This window comes from Pseudomonas sp. MWU347 (assembly GCF_017947305.1).
GTDB classification, from domain to species: Bacteria; Pseudomonadota; Gammaproteobacteria; order Pseudomonadales; family Pseudomonadaceae; genus Aquipseudomonas; species Aquipseudomonas putida_A.
In genome coordinates this window covers 178,834-199,120 of sequence record NZ_JAFGZB010000005.1, presented here as the reverse complement: position 1 = coordinate 199,120, position 20,287 = coordinate 178,834, and the positions used below count along the sequence as shown (strand labels likewise).

The window sequence follows — 20,287 nt, the reverse complement described above, 5'->3', positions numbered from 1 at the left end:
TAGGGGCTGACGATCAGCGGATCATATATCGGTGATGAATGTTTATACACGCCGAGAATAGGCTAGGTAAATTATCAGCGCTGTTCTAGCATCGATTGCATGATCTGAACAACCTCTGCCTAAAGAAGGTAATTGCTCATGGATTTCGCTTATTCGCCCAAGGTGCAAGAACTGCGTGAGCGCGTGACCGCGTTCATGGACACTTACGTTTACCCGGCCGAAGCCGTGTTCGAACGCCAGGTTGCCGAGGGTGATCGCTGGCAGCCGACCGCGATCATGGAAGAGCTCAAAGCCAAGGCCAAGGCTGAAGGGCTGTGGAATCTGTTCCTGCCTGAGTCGGAACTCGGCGCCGGTCTGACCAACCTTGAATACGCACCGCTGGCAGAAATCATGGGCCGTTCGCTGCTGGGGCCGGAGCCGTTCAACTGCTCGGCGCCGGACACCGGCAACATGGAAGTGCTGGTGCGCTACGCCAACGAAGAGCAGAAACAGCGCTGGCTCGAACCGCTGCTGCGCGGCGAGATCCGCTCGGCGTTCGCCATGACCGAACCGGATGTGGCCTCGTCCGACGCCACCAACATGGCCGCCCGCGCCGTGCGTGATGGCGATGAATGGGTGATCAACGGCAAGAAATGGTGGACTTCCGGCGCCTGCGATCCGCGCTGCAAGATTCTGATCTTCATGGGCCTGAGCAACCCTGACGCACCGCGCCATGCGCAGCACTCGATGATCCTGGTGCCGGTCGACACCCCCGGGGTGAAAATCGTCCGCCCGCTGCCGGTATTCGGCTACGACGATGCACCGCACGGCCACGCCGAAGTGCTGTTCGACAACGTGCGCGTGCCTTACGAAAACGTCCTGCTCGGCGAAGGTCGCGGCTTCGAAATAGCTCAGGGTCGCCTAGGTCCAGGGCGGATTCACCACTGCATGCGCTCGATCGGCATGGCTGAACGTGCGTTGGAATTGATGTGCAAGCGCTCGGTGAGTCGCACCGCGTTTGGCAAGCCGTTGGCGCGTCTGGGCGGTAATGTCGACAAGATCGCCGACTCGCGGATGGAAATCGACATGGCCCGTCTGCTGACCCTGAAAGCGGCGTACATGATGGACACCGTCGGCAACAAAGTGGCGAAGAGCGAGATCGCGCAGATCAAGGTCGTCGCGCCGAACGTGGCGCTGCGGGTGATCGACCGGGCGATCCAGATCCACGGCGGGGCCGGGGTCTCCAACGATTTTCCGCTGGCCTACATGTACGCCATGCAGCGCACCCTGCGCCTGGCTGACGGCCCGGACGAAGTGCACCGCGCGGCGATCGGCAAGTTCGAGATCGGCAAGTATGTGCCGAAGGAAATGCTGCGCAGCGGTCATTAAGACCGCGTCGCCGGCTTCGCGAGCAAGCCCGCTCCCACATTCGACCGCATCCCGACTAGAAGAATGCGATCAAAAGTGGGAGCGGGCTTGCTCGCGAAGGGGCCCATGCATCCAGCACACCTGCATCAGATTCAGTACACCCAAACCTCAACCCGCCGATTCTTGATCCTGCCTTCATCCGCACTGTTCGCCGCCACCGGCATCAACGCGCCAAACCTGCGCACTTCGCGCATCACCACGCCGTTCTTCACCAATTCACGGCGCACCGCCATCGCCCGCAGCTTTGACAGCAGGTCGGCGCGGGCCGGATCGTCTTTCTCGTCGCCAAACCCCACCAGCGTCACCGCGCGCTCGGTCTTGTCATGGCGCTGTATATAGTCGAGCACCCGCGCCAGATCCTGCCGCGCCTTGTTGTCGAGGCTGGCGCTGCCTTCTTCGAAACGGAAATTCACCGTCAGACGCTGGGCATGGCGGCTGAGGGATTGATAACCCTCGGGCATCAGCGCATTCGGTGTCACGGTCATCGCGTGCACGGTCTGGCTGATGAAGCCGTTGGCCGCGACAATCTTCTGGCCCTGTGGGCTTTGCGCAAACGCCACCAGTGCCGATGCCCACGGATTCTGGTTGCCCGGCGGCAGATAAAAGAACAGGCGCCGCGACAGCGGATAGTCCTCAGTGGCAATCAGGCTGTTGAGCGGCAACATCGATTGCGATGCGCCATCGGCGATTGCCACGGCTTTGGCTTGGCGCACATAAGGCAGACCAATAAAACCGATACCCTGCGGATCACTGCTCACCGCGTCGGACAATTGCTCGCTGGATTCGAAGCGTTTCGCACTGGAACTCAGACTTTTCCCACGCCGACCCAGCACCAGTTCCTTGAACGTGTCGTAAGTGCCGGACTGATCATCCCGCGCATATAAATGAATCGCGCCGCCGCGACCGCCGAGGTCTTCCCAGGTTTTCACCTCACCGCTGAAGATCCGCGCCAGTTGCTCGGTGTCCAGTTGCTGCAGTGGGTTGTCGGGGTGAAGGATGATCGCCAGACCGTCGATGGCAATCACCTGCTCGGCGGCGGCGCTTTTCAGATCGCCGAGCGCTTGCAGGCTGAGCAGTTCGCTGTCCTTGATCGGGCGGGAGGAGGCGGCGAGGTCGGCACTGGCGCTTTTCAGCGCGGTGAATCCGGTGCTGGAACCGTGGGCGGCGACTTCAATCACCACCCGTTTGCCTTGGGCAGTCTGGGCGACGATGTGTTGTTCGTTGGCGGTGTCGGGGTTTTCGCGGTGGATCTTCAGCAGGCCCTGGTCCTGCAAAAAACCTTCAACCAACGCCGGGCCGAGATCGGCACCGATGGTGTTGGAACCCTGGATGCGCAATGCCGGGCCATTTTCAGGGATGGGCAGGGTGGCGGCACTGACCGTCAGCCATGCACTCGACAGAAAAGCGAACAGAACACGCAGGGTCATGCCGGCACCGAATCAAGCCAAGGGGATTGCCGGGGAGATTAAGTCAGGCGCATGACCAAAACATGACAGTGATCCAATGTAGGAGTGAGCCTGTGGTGAGGGGATTTATCCCCGATGGTTGGCGAAGCCGACCCAAAATCTTCATTTCGATCTACTAGAGACGACTGGGGCCGCTTCGCAGCCCATCGGGGATAAATCCCCTCACCACAGGCTCACTCGTACAGGGAGAAGCGTTGTGAATCAGGCCAGTTCAAGCCAGATCGGCGCATGATCCGACGGTTTTTCCATGCCGCGCAGTTCATAGTCCACGCCCGCATCCTTGACTCTTGGCAGCAAACCATGGGACGCCAGGATCACGTCAATCCGCAGCCCGCGCTTCGGTTCGTCTTCAAAACCACGGCTGCGATAGTCGAACCAGCTGAACATGTCGGTCACGTCCGGGTTCAAGTGGCGATAGCTGTCGGTCAGGCCCCAGTTTTTCAGGCGGGCCATCCACTCGCGCTCTTCCGGCAGGAAGCTGCATTTGCCGGTTTTCAACCAGCGCTTCATGTTGTCCGGGCCGATGCCGATGTCGCAGTCCTCCGGGGAAATGTTCACATCGCCCATCACCACCAGCGGCTGTTCGTTGTGGAACTGGCTTTCCAGCAGGGTTTGCAGGTCGCTGTAGAAGCGTTGTTTGGCCGGGAATTTGGTCGGGTGGTCGCGGCTTTCGCCCTGTGGGAAGTAGCCGTTCATGATGGTCACCGGCACGCCATTGGCGTCGGCGAAGGTGCCCCAGATAAAGCGGCGCTGTGCGTCTTCTTCATCGCTGGCGAAGCCTTTGTGGATCGCAAGCGGTTCTTTGCGCGAAAGCAGGGCGACGCCGTAATGGCCTTTCTGACCGTGGAAATAAACGTGATAGCCCAGCGCACGCACTTCTTCCAGCGGGAACTGGTCGTCGTGAACCTTGGTTTCCTGCAGGCCGATCACGTCCGGCTGATGCTTTTCGATCAGCGCTGCCAGCTGATGCGGACGGGCGCGCAGTCCGTTGATGTTGAAGGAAACAATCTTCATGGTCGGCAGTCCTGGCAAAAGGGCGATGCTAGCTGACATGTGGGATGGGGGCCAGTGTGGGGTGGGAGAAATCATTTTTGTCTGTGGGATGTGGGTTGCCCGAGCTGACGCCATCGCGAGCAGGCTCACTCCTACAATTTGGAATGCGTACCCCTGTAGGAGTGAGCCTGCTCGCGATTGACGGCCGCCCGGTCGATGAAGAGTCTGGCTTGGTCTATACCTGTGGGGAACTGCGCCACCCGCAAAAGGTTCGTACCATCAAGAGCGCAGTCATTTGAGCCGCGCCCCGGGGGAGAATCACCGTCATGCCTGAAACCCAGACCGCCATCGCCGACATCCACATGCTCGACCGCGGTTACTCGCGCGAAGCCCGATCGCTGCTGTATCAGGCCTATCGCCACGAGCCGACCTTCGGTTACTTGTTCGAGGCCGAGCGGCCGGGTTACGAGCAGCGCGTGCGGGCCACGGTGCGGGAACTGGTCAAACAGCACTTTCTGCAGGATCAGCCGGCCATCGGCCTGTTGGTCAACGACCGGCTGATCGGCATCGCCCTGATCGCACCGCCGCAGCGTCGTCTGGGCATCACCGAAAGTTGGGCGTGGCGCCTGCGCATGGTGCTCAGCACCGGATTCCGCTGCACCCGGCGTTATCTGGAATACCACGATGCGGTGGCCGCCTGCGTGCCCAGCGATTCGGTGCACATGCTGCCGCTGCTGGGGATTCATCCGCAGTTTCAGGGCAAACACTTCGGCGAGCAGTTGCTGACCGCCGTGCATAACTGGTGCGCAGTGGACGAAACCTCGCAAGGCGTGGTGCTCGACACCGGCAACCCGCGCTACCTGGAATTCTACAAACGTCAGGGTTATGAGGAGATTGGCGAAGTGGCCGTCGGCCCGGTGCGCGAGCACGTGTTTTTCCACGCCAATCCGCAGGTGTTACAAACTGCAACGGCTTAGCCATAGAACTTTTCAGGAAATTTCCTGTTCTATCACGCTCCCAAGCCCGTGATAGCATCCGCGCCTATGAAGTTTCCAGGAAGATTTACCAGTGGCGTGCTCATGCTGTTAACCAGCTGCGCGGCGCTGGCGCAAAGTGAATTGGACGTGCGGATCAAACCGTCCAACGATGAACTCAAGGCCAATATAGAAGGTTATATCGGCAGCCTTGGCGATCGTGACGAACAAGCCTTGCTGCGCTTCAGTCGCGGGGCCGAGGAGCAGGCGCGCAAAGCGGCGCAGGCCTTGGGTTATTACCAGCCGCAGATCGACAGTGACGTGAAGGGCGGCGAAAAGCCGCGCCTGGTGCTGAACATCGATCCCGGCGAACCGATTCGTCTGCGCAACGTCACCATCCGCGTCGACGGGCCTGCCGCCTCCCTCAAATCCTTTCGTGTGCCGAGCAGTGACACGCTCAAGTCCGGCGCCGTGCTCAACCATGGGCGTTATGAAGACGCCAAACGCCTGATCCAGAACCAGGCCTCGCGCTTCGGCTTTTTCAGTGGCCATTTCACCAGCCAGAAACTTTTGGTCGACCCGCGTGCCGGGGTGGCCGACGTTGAATTGATCTACGACAGCGGCCCGCGTTATGCGCTGGGCAAAGTCAGTTTCGAGGGCGATACGCCGTTCGACGAAGACCTGCTGCAACGCATGGTGCCGTTCAAGGCTGGCGATCCGTATGACTCCGAGCTGATCGCCGAACTCAACCGCGACCTGCAATCGAGCGGCTATTTCGAAGGCGTGCGCGTCGATGCGGCGCCGACGGCGGCGAAAAACGACGTGATCCCGGTCGACGTCAAGCTCGACACCCGCAAGCCACGCACCATGGGCCTGGGTCTCGGTTATTCGACCGACGTCGGCCCGCGGATCAAGGCCAACTGGACGCGCCACTGGGTCAACCCGCAGGGCGACAGTTACGGCTGGGAAGCCGAGTTGTCGGCGCCACGGCAGAACGTCGGATTGTTCTATGACATCCCGCTTGACCCGCCGCTGACCGACAAACTGCGCTGGGCCGGTGGTTATCAATACGAAGACATCGACGGCTCCGACACCCTGAGCAAGCTGCTGACGTTTGGCCCGGAATGGCACAGCAAGTTGCCCAGCGGCTGGCAGCGAGTGATCTCGCTGAAATGGCAGCGCGAAGAATATGAACTCGGCGACGACTCCGGCCTGAGTACCTTGCTGATGCCCGGCATCAGTTACTCGTACCTGAAAAGCGACAACCGCATCGACCCGCACAACGGCTATCGCTTGACCTTTGAAAGCAAGGTGGCGAAGGAGGGCCTCGGTTCGGACAACAACCTCTTATATGGCACAGCGTTGATCAAAGGCCTGACCACGGTGTTCGACAACCACCGCTTCCTCGGTCGGGTGCAGGTCGGCGGCAGCGCCACCAATGGTTACAACTCGGTACCGCCGTCACTGCGTTTCTTCGCCGGTGGCGATCAGAGCGTGCGCGGTTACGACTACCAGAGTCTGTCCCCGGAAAACTCCAAGGGCGACCGTATTGGCGGACGCTACATGGTCGCTGGCAGCGTCGAGTACCAGTATTCGATTGCCGAGAAATGGCGAATCGCGACCTTCGTCGACCAGGGCAACTCCTTCAACAAACTCGAACTGCCGAACCTCAAGACCGGGATCGGTATCGGTGTGCGCTGGGTCTCGCCGGTGGGGCCGATCCGCCTCGACCTGGCCCACGCGCTGGACGACGACGGCGGCATCCGGCTGCACTTTTCCATGGGGCCTGAGCTGTGAAGCGTGGTTTGAAAATATCGGCACTGGCGCTGTTGGCGCTGGTGCTGTTGGTTGTATTGAGCATCGCAGCCGTACTCGGGACGCAGGCCGGCAGCCGTTGGGCGCTGAGCCTGGTGCCGGGTCTGAGCGTGGAGAACTTCCAGGGTCGCCTCGGCGGCCAATGGAGCGCCGATCATCTGCTGTGGCAGCAGGGCAGCAGCCGGGTCGAACTGAACCAGGCGATCTTCGCCTGGTCGCCGCTGTGCCTGACCCGCATGACTTTGTGCATCGAACAGCTCAAGGCCGATCAGGTGATCCTGCAATTCCCGCCGAGTGAGGAAACCACTGAAAGTGGCCCGATCAAACTGCCGGATCTGCAACTACCGGTGGCCATCGAACTCGGTGACGTACAAGTCGGCAGCCTGCTGTTCAACGGCAGCGAGCAGCTCAAGGGCCTGCAACTGGCGGCGCACTGGACGGCCCAGGGCCTGCAGATCGACAGCGTGAAATTGCAGCGCGACGACCTCAGCCTGAACCTCTCCGGCCTGCTGCAACCGACCGGCAACTGGCCGCTGAACATCGCCGGTGACCTGAGCCTGCCGTCCCCAGGCACTGGCCCATGGACGCTGGCGTTGAAAGTCGACGGCGATCTGCTGAAAACCCTCAACCTGCACGCCAACAGCCACGGTTACCTCGACGGCCAGTTGACCGGCGAACTGCAACCGCTGGCGGAAAACCTGCCGGCCAAGGTGCGTATCACCTCCGAGGCATTCAAACCGAGCGCCGATCTGCCGGACACTCTGCAACTCAATCAGCTGGTTTTGACCGGTGAAGGTGACCTGAAAAACGGTTATCAGCTCAACGGCAATGCCACGCTGCCCGCCGATAAAGGCCCGGTGGCGCTGCTGCTCAAAGGCAAGGTCGATGCCAGCGGCGCGCAGATCGCCGGCCTCGACCTGACGGCCAACGATAAGCAAAGCCTCAAGCTCACCGGCAGCGTTGACTGGAGCAAGGGCCTCACGGCTCAGGCCAACATCAACTGGCAGGATTTCCCGTGGCATCGGCTGTATAACGAAATCGACGAGCCGCAAGTCGCCTTGCGCACCTTCACCGGCGAAGTCTCCTACACCGACGGTCAGTACCTCGGTAACTTCGCCGCCGACCTCGATGGCCCGGCGGGGGCGTTCAGCCTGAGCAGTCCGTTCAGCGGCAGCCTGAAACAGATCGCCTTGCCGCAATTGAAAATGGAAGCCGGGCAGGGCAAGGCCGAAGGCCATGTCAACGTGCAGTTCGCCGACGGCATCGCCTGGGACACTGCGCTGGATCTCTCTGCGTTGAACCCGGCGTACTGGGTTGCGGAGCTGCCGGGCACCCTGGCCGGCCCGTTGCGCAGCAAAGGCGAAATGAAGAACGAACGCTTGAGCCTCACCGCCGATCTCGACCTCAAAGGCAAATTGCGCGGGCAACAGGCGACCCTCCAGGCCAAGGCTGACGGCGCGGGCGAGCAATGGAACCTCAACGCGCTGCAAATCCGCCTCGGCGACAACAGCATCAGCGGCAAGGGCAGCCTGCAACAGAAGCTCACCGGGCAGATCGACATCAAACTGACGCGTCTGGCCCAGCTCTGGCCGCAGTTGCGCGGGCAGGTCACGGGTCAGGTCAACGTTGCCGGTACGCTGAAAGCACCGCAAGGCAAGCTCGGCCTGCAAGGTTCGCAACTGGCGTTCCAGGACAATCGCCTGCAAAGCCTCAACCTCGACGCCACGCTCGACAGTGCGCAACGGGCGAAGATCGATCTCAAAGGCAGTGGCATTCAGGCCGGCGATACCAATCTTGGCGTATTGACCGCCAGCGCTCAGGGCGACATCAAGAGTCAGAAACTCAACCTCGACCTGCTCGGGCCGAAGTTGAAACTGGCCCTCGGCCTTGATGGCAATCTGGACAAGGGTAACTGGCGCGGTCGTTTGGCCAGCGGCGATATTCAGGCCGGCGGCCAGGACTGGAAACTGCAGAGCCCGGCCAAACTCGAACGCCTCGCCGACGGCAAGATCAACTTCGGCGCGCATTGCTGGATGTCCGGTAATGCCAGTCTGTGCGGTGAAGATCAGCGCCTGCTGCCGGAGCCGAAACTGCGTTACCACCTCAAGCAGTTCCCGATTGAAAGCCTCGCACAATGGCTACCGAAAGACTTCGCCTGGCAGGGCAAGCTCAACGCCGACCTGCAACTGGACCTGCCAGCCAGCGGCCCCAACGGCGTGGTCAGCGTCGACGCCAGCGGCGGCACCTTGCGCATGAAGGAAAAGGATCAGTGGCTGGACTTCCCGTACCAGACCCTGAAGCTCACCAGCAAACTCACACCGAAGCGCGTGGACACCGAACTCAACTTCGTCGGCGGCAAGCTCGGCGAATTGATGGTGCAGGCACAGCTCAATCCGTTGCCGAAAAACAAACCGCTGAGTGGTTCTTTCCGTCTCAGCGGGCTGGACCTTTCGGTGGCGCGGCCGTTTGTGCCGATGGTCGAGAAACTGACCGGGCGCCTCAACGGCAGCGGCACGATATCCGGCGGACTGCTGGCGCCGCTGGTCAACGGCACGGTGAAGCTCAGTGACGGCGAAGTCTCCGGCGCCGAGCTGCCGATGGAACTCAAAGACCTGCAACTGCAGGCGGTGATTGCCGGTGAATCGGTGCGTCTGGACGGCGGCTGGAAGAGTGGCAAGAGCGGGCAGGGCAGCCTGAACGGTAACGTCGCCTGGGGCCAGGCGCTGGTGGTCGATCTGGCGCTCAAGGGCACGCAATTGCCGGTCACCGTTGAACCGTACGCCAAGCTTGAAGTGGCGCCGGACCTGAAAATTTCCATGGCCGGCGATGAGCTGAAGATTGCCGGCAAGGTACAGGTGCCGCGAGGCGAAATCACCGTGCGTGAACTGCCGCCATCGACGGTAAAGGTTTCCGACGACACGATCATCGTCGGCGCGCAGACTGAAGAGGGTAAACCACCGATGGCGATGAAAATGGACATCGACGTGGTGGTCGGCGAAGACAAACTGAGCTTCGCCGGGTTCGGCCTGACCGCCAACCTGCAAGGTCACGTGCACATCGGCGACAACATGGACACCCGTGGCGAGCTGTGGCTCAACGACGGCCGTTACCGCGCCTACGGCCAGCGCCTGAACGTGCGCCGTGCGCGTCTGTTGTTTGCCGGCCCGATCGATCAGCCGTATCTGGACATCGAAGCGATCCGCCAGACCGACGACGTGATCGCCGGTATCCGCCTGAGCGGCAGCGCCGAGCAACCGACCACGCAAATCTTCTCTGAACCGGCGATGAGTCAGGAGCAGGCGTTGTCGTATCTGGTGCTCGGGCGACCGTTGAGCACCAACGGCGAAGACAACAACATGCTCGCGCAAGCGGCGTTGGGTCTGGGCTTGATGGGCAGTTCCGGGGTCACCAGCGGCCTGGCCAAAGACCTTGGGATTCAGGACTTCCAGCTCGACACCCAAGGCAGCGGCAACACCACCAGCGTGGTCGCCAGCGGTAATATTTCCGAGAAGCTCAGCTTGCGTTATGGCGTCGGCGTGTTCGAGCCAGCCAACACCATCGCGCTGCGCTACAAGCTGAGCAAGAAGGTATATGTCGAAGCCGCCAGCGGTGTCGCCAGTTCGCTGGATATCTTCTACAAGCGCGATTTCTGAGAACGTGGCCAATAGCCGGGTCGTGACGCTGCGATCCGGTTTTTCCAGGATGTATTAGACTCACCGAACCCTCAAAACCTTGCCGGTTGCGCCTATGGTCCGCTTGAGTATGGTCTTGCTCGGTAATGACTTTGTCCGTAACCGTTGGTCGACGCTGGCGCTGACCGGCATTGTCTGGGGCGCGGCCGGGGTGGCGATCTTCATCGATGCACTGGACGGCGTGCTGTATTTTCCGCTGCATGTCTTTGGCTATCTGCTGTTACTCGAGGCCCTGATTATCCTGCTGGTGCCAGCACCGCAGACCGGCACCGCCGCCGCGTTGCGCAAGGCGCGCGGTCTGGCGTTCCTGCTGCTTGGGCTGCTGATCGTCGACCGGCAACATGTCGCCAGCCTGATTCTGGCAGTGCTGTTCGGTGTGGCGTTTCTGCTCGATGGCGGCTTTCGGCTGGCGGCGGCGGTGGTGGTGCGCTTTGTCGGTTGGCGATTGTCGCTGCTCACCGGATTGTTCGAAATCACCTTTGGCCTGTTCATCCTCGAACCGTATCCGACGTTGTATAAGGGCACGGTGCCTTTCTGCATTGGCATGAGCATCTTTCTTTCGGGCTGCGCGTTGTTGCGCCAGTCACTGCGCTTCAAACACCAGCCACCGTTGGCGAGTCCGGCCTCGGTCGGTGGGCCGGCCCCCAGCACAGCGCTGGTGATCCATGTCTGGACCCCCAGCGGCACCGTCGATGACACTCTGGTGCGCAACCGTCTGCTCAACCGCTATATCGCAGCGGTCGACATCAACGGCGTGATCTCCGCCGGCCACGCGGCACTGGAATGTGGCCCGGACATTTACATCAGCCATTACCCGCTGGACGACATCGATCGTTCGGCGGGGGATTTCGTGCGCTTGCTGCGGGCGACGCCGAACAACGATGTCGCCGGGCGGTTTCTGCCGGACTATGCGGGGGAGGTGGCCGACTGGTGCCCGTCTTCGGTTCAGGTCAGTTTTGCTCACTATGACGCCCGGCGGTTGCAGGCGTTCTGGAGCGAATATCGGCAGAACAGCACATACAACCTCACCAGCCGCAACTGCTCGAGTGCCGTCGCCCACAGCCTCGAAGCAGCCCTTGAAGGGGCGATGAATCGCGGGCATTCGAGCATGCTCGATTTCGCCAGAGTGATCCTCAGCCCCGAGTTCTGGGTGGCGGCGCAGGTGCGTAAACGCGCCGAAGTGATGGCCTGGACGCCCGGTCTGGTGCTCGATTATGCACGGGCGTTGCACGCCGCGATCGAGCCGGCACCGCCGGGCTGGCACAGCATGTATGCGGTGATCAAACGCGCTTGCGGTTATGCGCTGACGGCCTTGCGCGGGCGCGAAGTGCATCCCCTCCAGCCGCCATCTGTGCATCCTTCCGACAAATCCTGACCGACGTTACACCCAGTCGCTGCCTTCGCGAGCAAGCTCGCTCCCACATTGATCCATGTATGCATGAGATCCCTGTGGGAGCGAGCTTGCTCGCGAAAGCGTCAGTGCGGGCAACACAAAAACCCACTCCACTGGTCAACTAATTACAAAGCAACCTAACTATTACGTTGACATTCGCTGCCTAGGCAGTAACATCTCGACATACATTCACTGCCTAGGCAGTTATTAGGTGAGCACATGAAGCATTTCACCCCGGACGAATTCAAACATTGCCACCTCGGCCTGTTGCTCGGCCGTGCCGCGCTGCTCAAGGACCGGATCATCGACACCCACATGGAACCCCACGGCATCACCGCCGCGCAGTTCAAGGTGTTGATCATCATGGCCCAGTTCGGCGTCGACACCCCGGCCGAGCTGTGCCGGCATCTGTCGCTGGACAGCGGTTCGATGACACGCATGCTCGATCGTCTGGAGCAGAAAGGTTTCCTGGCTCGCCAACGCAGCGAAGGCGATCGCCGTCAGGTGCAACTCAAACTCACCGAGCAGGGCCAGCAACTGGCCGATCGCCTGCCGCACATCGGCGCCGATGCAATGAATGAACTGGCCGGCGCCGTCACTACGGACGAGTTGAAGACCCTGGAATACATCCTCAAGAAAATCCTGCTGGCAGCCGGTGACCCGATCACTATCCAGCGGTTAGGTGAACACAATGAGCGGTAAAACCTTGCGCACCAGCCTGACCCTGGTGCTGTCGGCGATGATCCTCGCCGGCTGCGCCAATTACAGCGGCCTCGACACACAGGGCAAAAGCCTGGATGCGAAAAGCCTCAACGCCAGCCAGTCCCTCAACGGCGTGACCCTGTCGCCGGCCGCGTGGCCAAAAAGCGACTGGTGGACCAGCCTTGGCGACCCGCAACTCGACGGTCTGATCCGCGAAGCCCTGCACGACAGCCCGGACATGCAGATCGCCGAAGCCCGCGCGCATCAGGCCAGCGCCGCCGCGTATGCCGCCGATGCCGAACGCTATCCGACCCTCGACGCCAGCGCCGGCATCAGCCGTTCGCGCTTGGCCAAGGATCAGGACCCGCGAGGGCAGGGCGATGCCTACGCGACCGTGCGTAACGTCAGCGCCGGTTTCAATTACAACTTCGACCTGTGGGGCGGCCAGCGTGATGCCTGGGAAGCTGCACTCGGTCAGGCTCGCGCTGCCGAAGTCGACCGTCAGGCCGCGCAATTGACCCTCGCCGCCGACGTGGCCCGGGCCTACAGCGATTTGGGTCAGGCGCACATCGTCTACGACCTGGCCAACGACGATCTGAAACGCACCAAACAGATGCTTGATCTGAGCCAGCGCCGCTTGAGTGCCGGGATCGACAGCCAGTACCAGTTCCAGCAAACCCAAAGCCTTGAGGCCAGTTCCGAAGCCAGCCTGATCGACGCTGAAAAACGTCTGAACAGCGCGAAAATCGCCCTGGCCGTACTGCTCGGCAAAGGCCCGGATCGCGGCAATGAAATCGCTCGGCCGAAAGTTCTGCAAGCCAGCGCCGTGGTGGTGCCGTCGGTGCTGCCGGCGGAACTGCTCGGTCGGCGTCCGGATCTGGTCGCTGCGCGCTGGCGCGTAGAGGCGGCGAGCAAAGACATCGACTCGGCGAAAACCCGCTTCTATCCCAACTTGAACCTCACGGCTTCGGCCGGTGCCGAATCCTTGTTGGGTGACGCGATGTTCGGGTCGGCCAGTCGCTTCTTCAGCATCGCCCCGACCATTTCGGTGCCAATCTTCGACGGTGGACGCCTGCGCGCTAACCTCGATGCGCGCGACGCCGATTACGATCTGGCGGTGGCGCAGTACAACAAAAGCCTGGTGAAAGCACTGGGCGATGTCAGCGACACGATCAACCAGTTGCGTGACATCGGCCGGCAGATCGGCGCGCAGCAACACGCCACCGAGATTGCTCAGGATTCTTACAACACCGTCGTCCAGCGTTACGGTTCCGGCATCGGCAACTACCTGGACGTGCTCAGCATCGAGCAGCAATTGCTGCAAGCCCAGCGTCAGCTGGCCAACCTCAATGCCGAGCAGATCGACCTGTCGATTCAACTGATGCAAGCGCTGGGCGGCGGCTTTCAGGGTGAAACCCTGACCGCAGCCAACGCCACCCCAGCCACGTCGCACAACTAATTCAGGTATTTGTCATGGCCACTGCCGAAAACACTCAAACTCAAGACAACACCCCCGACACCGGTAATCCACGCAAACGCAAATTCATGCTGCTGGTGCTGGCCGTCGTGGTCCTGCTCGCCGGGGCCGGCGTCTGGGCGTATCACGAATTCATCGGGCGCTTCAACGAAAGCACCGACGACGCCTACGTCAACGGCAACGTCGTGGAGATCACCCCGCTGGTCACTGGCACCGTGGTCAGCATTGGCGCTGACGATGGTGATCTGGTTCACGAAGGTCAGGTGCTGATCAACTTTGACCCGAACGACGCCGAAGTCGGCCTGCAAAGTGCCCAGGCGAAACTGGCGCGCACTGTACGTCAGGTGCGCGGCCTGTACAGCAACGTCGATGGCATGAAAGCCCAGGTCAACGCGCAACAGGCTGAGGTGCAGAAGGCTCAGGACAATTACAACCGCCGGAAAAACCTCGCTGCTGGCGGGGCGATTTCCCAGGAAGAACTGTCCCACGCCCGCGACGACCTGACCTCGGCGCAAAACGCCCTGGCCAACGCCAAGCAGCAACTGAAAACCACCAGCGCGCTGGTCGATGACACCGTGGTTTCGTCGCACCCGGACGTGATGTCCGCCGCTGCCGATCTGCGTCAGGCGTACCTGACCAACGCCCGTAGCACCCTGATCGCGCCAGTCACCGGTTACGTCGCCAAGCGCACCGTGCAACTCGGTCAGCGCGTACAGCCGGGCACCGCGCTGATGGCGGTGATTCCGCTGGATCAACTGTGGATCGATGCCAACTTCAAGGAAACCCAATTGCGTGACATGCGCATCGGCCAACCGGTGGACATCGAGTCCGACATCTACGGCAGCAGCGTGAAATACAGCGGCACCGTCGACAGCCTCGGCGCCGGTACCGGCAGCGCGTTCGCCCTGTTGCCGGCGCAGAACGCCACCGGTAACTGGATCAAGATCGTGCAGCGCGTGCCGGTGCGGATTCACATCAACGCCGAAGAACTGGCCAAGCACCCGCTGCGGGTCGGCCTGTCGACCAACGTTGAAGTGAATCTGCACGACCAGAGCGGCCCGGTGCTGGCCCAGCAACCGCCGCAAAAGGCCTCGTTCAGCACCAACGTCTACGACCGCCAACTGGCCGAAGCCGACGCGATGATCGCTCAGCTGATCCACGACAACAGCGCTGCGGTGAGCAAGACCGCGCAACGCTGAATCTTCCCCCTGTGGGAACAGGTTCTCAAGGTGATGAGATTTACTGTGGTGAGGGGATTTATCCCCGATGGACTGCGCAGCAGGCCCGGCTTTTCTGAATCAAAGGAGGGGCCGCTTCGCGACCCATCGGGGATAAATCCCCTCACCACAGATGAACTTCCTCATCACAAGGGCCTGTTCCTTATGGGCAACTGCTTCTTTAACAGACGCAGCGTCAACCCGGTTTCATAGGATTCACAATGAGCAATAACGCCTCTTTCACGCCGCCCAGCCTGTTGCTCAGCACCATCGGCCTGTCGCTGGCGACGTTCATGCAAGTGCTCGACACCACCATCGCCAACGTGGCGCTGCCGACGATTTCCGGCAACCTCGGGGTGAGTTCGGAGCAGGGCACCTGGGTGATCACCTCGTTTGCCGTGAGCAACGCCATCGCGCTGCCGCTGACCGGTTGGCTCAGTCGGCGTTTCGGCGAGGTGAAGCTGTTTCTCTGGGCCACCATTCTGTTCGTGCTGGCCTCGTTCCTCTGCGGCATCTCCACCTCGATGCCGGAACTGATCGGTTTCCGCGTGCTGCAAGGCCTGGTGGCCGGGCCGCTGTACCCGATGACGCAGACGCTGTTGATTGCGGTCTATCCCCCCGCGAGGCGCGGCATGGCCCTGGCGTTGCTGGCGATGGTCACGGTGGTCGCGCCGATTGCCGGGCCCATCCTTGGTGGCTGGATCACTGACAGCTACAGCTGGCCGTGGATCTTCTTCATCAACGTACCGATCGGCATCTTTGCGGTGATGGTGGTGCGCTCGCAACTGGCCAAGCGTCCGGTTGAAACCAGCCGTCAGCCGATGGACTACGTCGGCCTGATCACGTTGATCATCGGCGTCGGCGCGTTGCAGGTGATCCTCGACAAGGGCAATGACCTGGACTGGTTCGAATCGAACTTCATCATCATCGGCGCGGCGATTTCGGTGATCGCGCTGGCGGTGTTTGTGATCTGGGAAATGACCGACCAGCATCCGGTGGTGAATCTGCGCCTGTTCGCCTACCGCAACTTCCGCATCGGCACGCTGGTGCTGGTCCTTGGATACGCCGGTTTCTTCGGCATCAACCTGATCCTGCCGCAGTGGCTTCAAACCCAGATGGGTTACACCGCGACCTGGGCCGGTCTGGCCGTGGCGCCGATCGGGATTCTGCCGGTGTTGCTGTCGCCGTTTGTCGGCAAGTACGCGAACAAGTTCGACCTGCGCCTGTTGGCCGGTCTGGCGTTCCTCGCGATTGGCCTGAGCTGCTTCATGCGCGCCGAGTTCACCAACGAGGTGGACTTCCAGCACATCGCTCTGGTGCAGCTGTTCATGGGTATCGGCGTGGCGCTGTTCTTCATGCCGACCCTGAGCATCCTGATGTCCGACCTGCCGCCAAGCCAGATCGCCGACGGCGCAGGCCTGGCAACCTTCCTGCGCACCCTGGGCGGCAGCTTTGCGGCATCGTTGACCACATGGATCTGGATCCGCCGCGCCGATCAGCATCATGCGTACATGAGCGAAAGCATCAGTACCTTCGAGCCGGCGACCCGCGAGACCTTGAACCATTTAGGCGGCGCGAGCCAATCGGCGTACGCGCAGGTGGATCAGATCCTCACCAGCCAGGCGTACATGCTCTCCACCGTGGATTACTTCACGTTGTTGGGCTGGGGCTTCATGGGGCTGATTCTGATTGTGTGGCTGGCGAAGCCGCCGTTTGCGGCGAAGGCCGGGCCTGCTGCTTCAGGACACTAAGGTCAAAAGCCCCTCACCCTAACCCTCTCCCGGAGGGAGAGGGGACTGACTGAGGGTTTCTTTCGAGGTCCGCCGACCTGAGCCACCGAGTTGAACTCAGGTTTTGAATAGCATGAAGATCGGCTCCCTTTCCCCCTCGCCCCCCTGGGGGAGAGGGCTGGGGTGAGGGGGGGCGATCTTCAGCCGTGCGGCAGGGCCGGCGGCGGAGCAAAGTCGAACGGTGCCAGGGCATACCCGTTCTCATCCACCTGCAACGCCCAGCCCTGACGATCCCAGTCCCCCAGCACAATCCGCTTAGCTGCCTGCTCGCCGAGTTGCAGCTTGTGGATCGCCGGACGATGGGTATGCCCGTGAATCAGGGTTTTCACCGCGTATTGCTGCATGATCCGCGGAATTTCCTCAGGTGTGACATCAACAATGTCATTGGCCTTCATCCGCGTCTGCGCGCGGCTTTCGCTGCGCAGCTTGCGCGCCAGTTTGTGGCGGGTGCTCAGCGGCAGGTGGCGCAGGATGAACAAGGTGATCGGGTTGCGCAGGTAGCGCCGCAGCTTCATGTAGCCGACATCGCGGGTGCACAGGCTGTCGCCGTGCATCAGCAGCACCGGCTCGCCATAAAACTGCACGACACTCGGGTCCTTCAACAGCGTGCAGCCGGCTGCTTTGCAGAAGGCCTTGCCGAGCAGGAAGTCGCGATTGCCGTGCATCAGAAAGATCGCCGTGCCGCTGTCGCTCAACTGGCGCAGGGCCTGGCAGATGGAACGCTGGAAGGGCGTCATGGCGTCGTCGCCAATCCATGCCTCGAAAAAGTCGCCAAGGATATACAACGCACTCGCCGAGCGGGCGCGTCCGGCGAGCAAATCCAGAAACGCCCGGGTAATGTCCGGGCGCTCCTCTTCCAGATGCAAGTCTGAAATCAGCAATATCACGCTTCGATGATCTCGGCTTTCTCGATGATCACGTCGTCTTTCGGCACGTCCTGGTGACCGGCCTTGGAAGTGGTGGCAACGGCTTCGATCTTGTCGACGACATCGGTGCCGGCAACGACTTTACCGAACACGGCGTAACCCCAGCCCTGAGCGGTCTTGGCGGTGTGGTTGAGGAAGCTGTTGTTGGTGGCGTTGATGAAGAACTGCGCCGAGGCCGAGTGCGGGTCCATGGTGCGGGCCATGGCCAGGGTGTACTTCTCGTTCTTCAGGCCGTTGTCGGCTTCGTTCTGGATGCTGGCGCGCTTGTCTTTCTTTTCCTGCATGCCAGGCTGGAAACCGCCGCCCTGGATCATGAAACCCTTGATCACACGGTGAAAGACTACGTTTTCGTAGTGACCGGCCTTAACGTATTCAAGGAAGTTGGCAACGGTGATCGGCGCTTTTTCAGCGTCCAGTTCGATGACGATGTCGCCGTAGTTGGTGGTCAGTTTGACTTGAGTCATGATCGGTGCTCTTTTTCAATGAAGCGTTTTATAAGGAATTCGTGGTTTTCGGACACTGCGTCCCGAAACCGGTTCAGCCTGCTTCGGCCAAGGTGCGCAGTTTAGCGTGACAGGCGCGAATTTCGAGGCTGTTTTTCAAATCCCGGCGATTAAATGCGCTCCTTTATAGGCCGTGCTCTGTCAGCCCCTTGACAGCATCGGCTATGATAGCGGCTTTGTTTTGTCTGGCCCCCTTTGCGGCCGCGCACATGTAAGTCAAGGATCCTATGAGCAAGCCCACTGTCGACCCTACCTCGAATGCCAAGTCCGGCCCTGCCGTGCCGGTCAATTTCCTGCGGCCGATCATCCAGGCAGACCTGGACTCGGGCAAGCACACCCAGATCGTCACCCGTTTTCCGCCTGAGCCCAACGGCTACCTGCACATCGGCCACGCCAAGTCGATCTGCGTGAACTTCGGCCTGGCCCAGGAGTTCGGCGGCGTCACGCACCTGCGTTTCGACGACACCAACCCGGCCAAGGAAGACCAGGAATACATTGACGCGATCGAATCCGACGTCAAATGGCTGGGCTTCGAGTGGTCCGGCGAAGTGCGCTACGCCTCGCAGTATTTCGACCAGTTGCACGATTGGGCCATCGAGCTGATCAAGGCCGGCAAGGCCTACGTCGACGACCTGACCCCGGAGCAGGCCAAGGAATACCGTGGCAGCCTGACCGAGCCTGGCAAGAACAGCCCGTTCCGCGACCGTTCGGTGGAAGAGAACCTCGACTGGTTTGCGCGCATGCGTGCCGGTGAGTTCCCGGACGGTGCCCGCGTGCTGCGTGCGAAGATCGACATGGCCTCGCCGAACATGAACCTGCGCGACCCGATCATGTACCGCATCCGCCACGCCCATCACCACCAGACCGGTGACAAGTGGTGCATCTACCCGAACTATGACTTCACCCACGGTCAGTCGGACGCCATCGAAGGCATCACCCACTCGATCTGCACCCTGGAATTCGAAAGCCATCGTCCGCTGTACGAGTGGTTCCTGGACAACCTGCCGGTGCCGGCCAACCCGCGTCAGTACGAGTTCAGCCGCCTGAACCTGAACTACACCATCACCAGCAAGCGCAAGCTCAAGCAACTGGTCGATGAAAAGCACGTCAATGGCTGGGACGACCCGCGCATGTCGACGCTGTCCGGCTTCCGTCGCCGTGGCTACACGCCGGCGTCGATCCGCAACTTCTGCGACATGATCGGCACCAACCGTTCCGATGGCGTGGTCGATTTCGGCATGCTCGAGTTCAGCATCCGTCAGGACCTGGACGCGAGCGCGCCGCGCGCCATGTGCGTGCTGCGTCCGTTGAAAGTCGTGATCACCAATTACCCGGAAGGTCAGGTCGAAAACCTCGAACTGCCGCGTCATCCGCAGAAAGAAGAACTCGGCGTGCGCCAGCTGCCGTTCGCCCGTGAAATCTACATCGACCGCGATGACTTCATGGAAGAACCGCCAAAGGGCTACAAGCGCCTGGAGCCGAACGGCGAAGTGCGTCTGCGTGGCAGCTACGTGATCCGTGCCGACGAAGCGATCAAGGACGCCGACGGCAACATCGTCGAACTGCGTTGCTCGTACGACCCGGACACCCTCGGCAAGAACCCGGAAGGCCGCAAGGTCAAAGGCGTGATCCACTGGGTGCCGGCGGCTGCCAGCATCGAGTGCGAAGTGCGTCTGTACGATCGCCTGTTCCGTTCTCCGAATCCGGAGAAGGCCGAAGACAGCGCGAGTTTCCTCGACAACATCAACCCTGACTCACTGCAAGTGCTGACCGGTTGTCGTGCTGAGCCATCGCTTGGCAATGCACAGCCGGAAGACCGTTTCCAGTTCGAGCGCGAAGGCTACTTCGTCGCCGACATCAAGGACTCGAAACCAGGTCAGCCGGTATTCAACCGTACCGTGACCCTGCGTGATTCGTGGGGCCAGTGATTTA

The 20,287-nt window shown here is 61.1% G+C and carries 14 protein-coding genes; 10 read left to right on the top strand and 4 right to left on the bottom strand.

The window, feature by feature from the left end; translation table 11 throughout:
- Positions 1 to 138 precede the first annotated feature (138 nt).
- Entirely contained in the window at positions 139 to 1,368 is a 1,230-nt protein-coding gene (locus KCG87_RS12805; RefSeq protein WP_003223710.1) for an acyl-CoA dehydrogenase, read from the top strand.
- Between the two features lie 131 nt (positions 1,369 to 1,499).
- Here KCG87_RS12805 and KCG87_RS12800 read toward each other — a convergent pair whose 3' ends face one another.
- Together KCG87_RS12800 and xthA are read right to left on the bottom strand one after the other, a co-directional pair.
- Positions 1,500 to 2,834 (bottom strand): phosphate ABC transporter substrate-binding/OmpA family protein, encoded by a 1,335-nt coding sequence (locus KCG87_RS12800; protein ID WP_210557636.1) that lies wholly within the window; start codon positions 2,832 to 2,834, stop codon positions 1,500 to 1,502.
- A gap of 240 nt (positions 2,835 to 3,074) precedes the next feature.
- Entirely contained in the window at positions 3,075 to 3,887 is an 813-nt protein-coding gene (xthA, locus tag KCG87_RS12795) for an exodeoxyribonuclease III (RefSeq protein WP_098968125.1), read from the bottom strand.
- Between the two features lie 305 nt (positions 3,888 to 4,192).
- Between xthA and KCG87_RS12790 the strand changes: the two genes are divergently transcribed.
- The 8 genes from KCG87_RS12790 to KCG87_RS12755 all read left to right on the top strand — a co-directional run bounded on the left by KCG87_RS12790 (position 4,193) and on the right by KCG87_RS12755 (position 16,887).
- Positions 4,193 to 4,843, top strand: a complete 651-nt coding sequence (locus KCG87_RS12790; RefSeq protein ID WP_007961094.1) for a GNAT family N-acetyltransferase — start codon at positions 4,193 to 4,195, stop codon at positions 4,841 to 4,843.
- A gap of 66 nt (positions 4,844 to 4,909) precedes the next feature.
- Entirely contained in the window at positions 4,910 to 6,637 is a 1,728-nt protein-coding gene (locus KCG87_RS12785; RefSeq protein ID WP_210557638.1) for an autotransporter assembly complex family protein, read from the top strand.
- Positions 6,634 to 10,308 (top strand): translocation/assembly module TamB domain-containing protein, encoded by a 3,675-nt coding sequence (locus tag KCG87_RS12780; RefSeq protein WP_210557640.1) that lies wholly within the window; start codon positions 6,634 to 6,636, stop codon positions 10,306 to 10,308. Before KCG87_RS12785 ends, KCG87_RS12780 begins: the two co-directional genes overlap by 4 nt.
- A 94-nt stretch (positions 10,309 to 10,402) precedes the next feature.
- Positions 10,403 to 11,722, top strand: a complete 1,320-nt coding sequence (locus KCG87_RS12775; protein WP_210557642.1) for a DUF308 domain-containing protein — start codon at positions 10,403 to 10,405, stop codon at positions 11,720 to 11,722.
- 237 nt (positions 11,723 to 11,959) lie between these two features.
- The gene (locus KCG87_RS12770; protein WP_064586973.1) at positions 11,960 to 12,442 is read left to right on the top strand and encodes a MarR family transcriptional regulator; all 483 of its coding nucleotides are present in this window, start codon (positions 11,960 to 11,962) and stop codon (positions 12,440 to 12,442) included.
- On the top strand, positions 12,432 to 13,901 hold the full coding sequence (locus tag KCG87_RS12765) for an efflux transporter outer membrane subunit (protein ID WP_210557644.1): 1,470 nt from the start codon (positions 12,432 to 12,434) through the stop codon (positions 13,899 to 13,901). Before KCG87_RS12770 ends, KCG87_RS12765 begins: the two co-directional genes overlap by 11 nt.
- 14 nt (positions 13,902 to 13,915) lie before the next feature.
- Entirely contained in the window at positions 13,916 to 15,118 is a 1,203-nt protein-coding gene (locus KCG87_RS12760; protein WP_134785989.1) for an HlyD family efflux transporter periplasmic adaptor subunit, read from the top strand.
- 239 nt (positions 15,119 to 15,357) lie between these two features.
- Positions 15,358 to 16,887: a DHA2 family efflux MFS transporter permease subunit gene (locus KCG87_RS12755; RefSeq protein ID WP_210557646.1), complete on the top strand. Its 1,530-nt coding sequence runs from the start codon at positions 15,358 to 15,360 to the stop codon at positions 16,885 to 16,887.
- 179 nt (positions 16,888 to 17,066) lie between these two features.
- On the opposite strand, the gene lpxH is transcribed toward KCG87_RS12755, so the two are convergent.
- A complete protein-coding gene (gene lpxH / locus KCG87_RS12750; protein ID WP_210557648.1) occupies positions 17,067 to 17,813 on the bottom strand; it encodes a UDP-2,3-diacylglucosamine diphosphatase in 747 nt (248 codons plus the stop codon).
- Entirely contained in the window at positions 17,810 to 18,316 is a 507-nt protein-coding gene (locus KCG87_RS12745) for a peptidylprolyl isomerase (RefSeq protein ID WP_098968133.1), read from the bottom strand. The genes lpxH and KCG87_RS12745 overlap by 4 nt, the downstream gene beginning before the upstream one ends.
- Positions 18,317 to 18,582: 266 nt before the next feature.
- Between KCG87_RS12745 and KCG87_RS12740 the strand changes: the two genes are divergently transcribed.
- Complete coding sequence (locus tag KCG87_RS12740; RefSeq protein ID WP_210557650.1) at positions 18,583 to 20,283, top strand: glutamine--tRNA ligase/YqeY domain fusion protein; 1,701 nt, start codon at positions 18,583 to 18,585, stop codon at positions 20,281 to 20,283.
- The last annotated feature ends 4 nt before the right edge of the window (positions 20,284 to 20,287 follow it).

Coding starts and splice junctions, on each gene's coding strand:
- KCG87_RS12805 (WP_003223710.1), top strand. CDS start 139: ATGGATTTCGCTTATTCGCCCAAGGTGCAAGAACTGCGTGAGCGCGTG.
- KCG87_RS12800 (WP_210557636.1), bottom strand. CDS start 2,834: ATGACCCTGCGTGTTCTGTTCGCTTTTCTGTCGAGTGCATGGCTGACG.
- xthA (WP_098968125.1), bottom strand. CDS start 3,887: ATGAAGATTGTTTCCTTCAACATCAACGGACTGCGCGCCCGTCCGCAT.
- KCG87_RS12790 (WP_007961094.1), top strand. CDS start 4,193: ATGCCTGAAACCCAGACCGCCATCGCCGACATCCACATGCTCGACCGC.
- KCG87_RS12785 (WP_210557638.1), top strand. CDS start 4,910: ATGAAGTTTCCAGGAAGATTTACCAGTGGCGTGCTCATGCTGTTAACC.
- KCG87_RS12775 (WP_210557642.1), top strand. CDS start 10,403: ATGGTCCGCTTGAGTATGGTCTTGCTCGGTAATGACTTTGTCCGTAAC.
- KCG87_RS12770 (WP_064586973.1), top strand. CDS start 11,960: ATGAAGCATTTCACCCCGGACGAATTCAAACATTGCCACCTCGGCCTG.
- KCG87_RS12765 (WP_210557644.1), top strand. CDS start 12,432: ATGAGCGGTAAAACCTTGCGCACCAGCCTGACCCTGGTGCTGTCGGCG.
- KCG87_RS12760 (WP_134785989.1), top strand. CDS start 13,916: ATGGCCACTGCCGAAAACACTCAAACTCAAGACAACACCCCCGACACC.
- KCG87_RS12755 (WP_210557646.1), top strand. CDS start 15,358: ATGAGCAATAACGCCTCTTTCACGCCGCCCAGCCTGTTGCTCAGCACC.
- KCG87_RS12745 (WP_098968133.1), bottom strand. CDS start 18,316: ATGACTCAAGTCAAACTGACCACCAACTACGGCGACATCGTCATCGAA.
- KCG87_RS12740 (WP_210557650.1), top strand. CDS start 18,583: ATGAGCAAGCCCACTGTCGACCCTACCTCGAATGCCAAGTCCGGCCCT.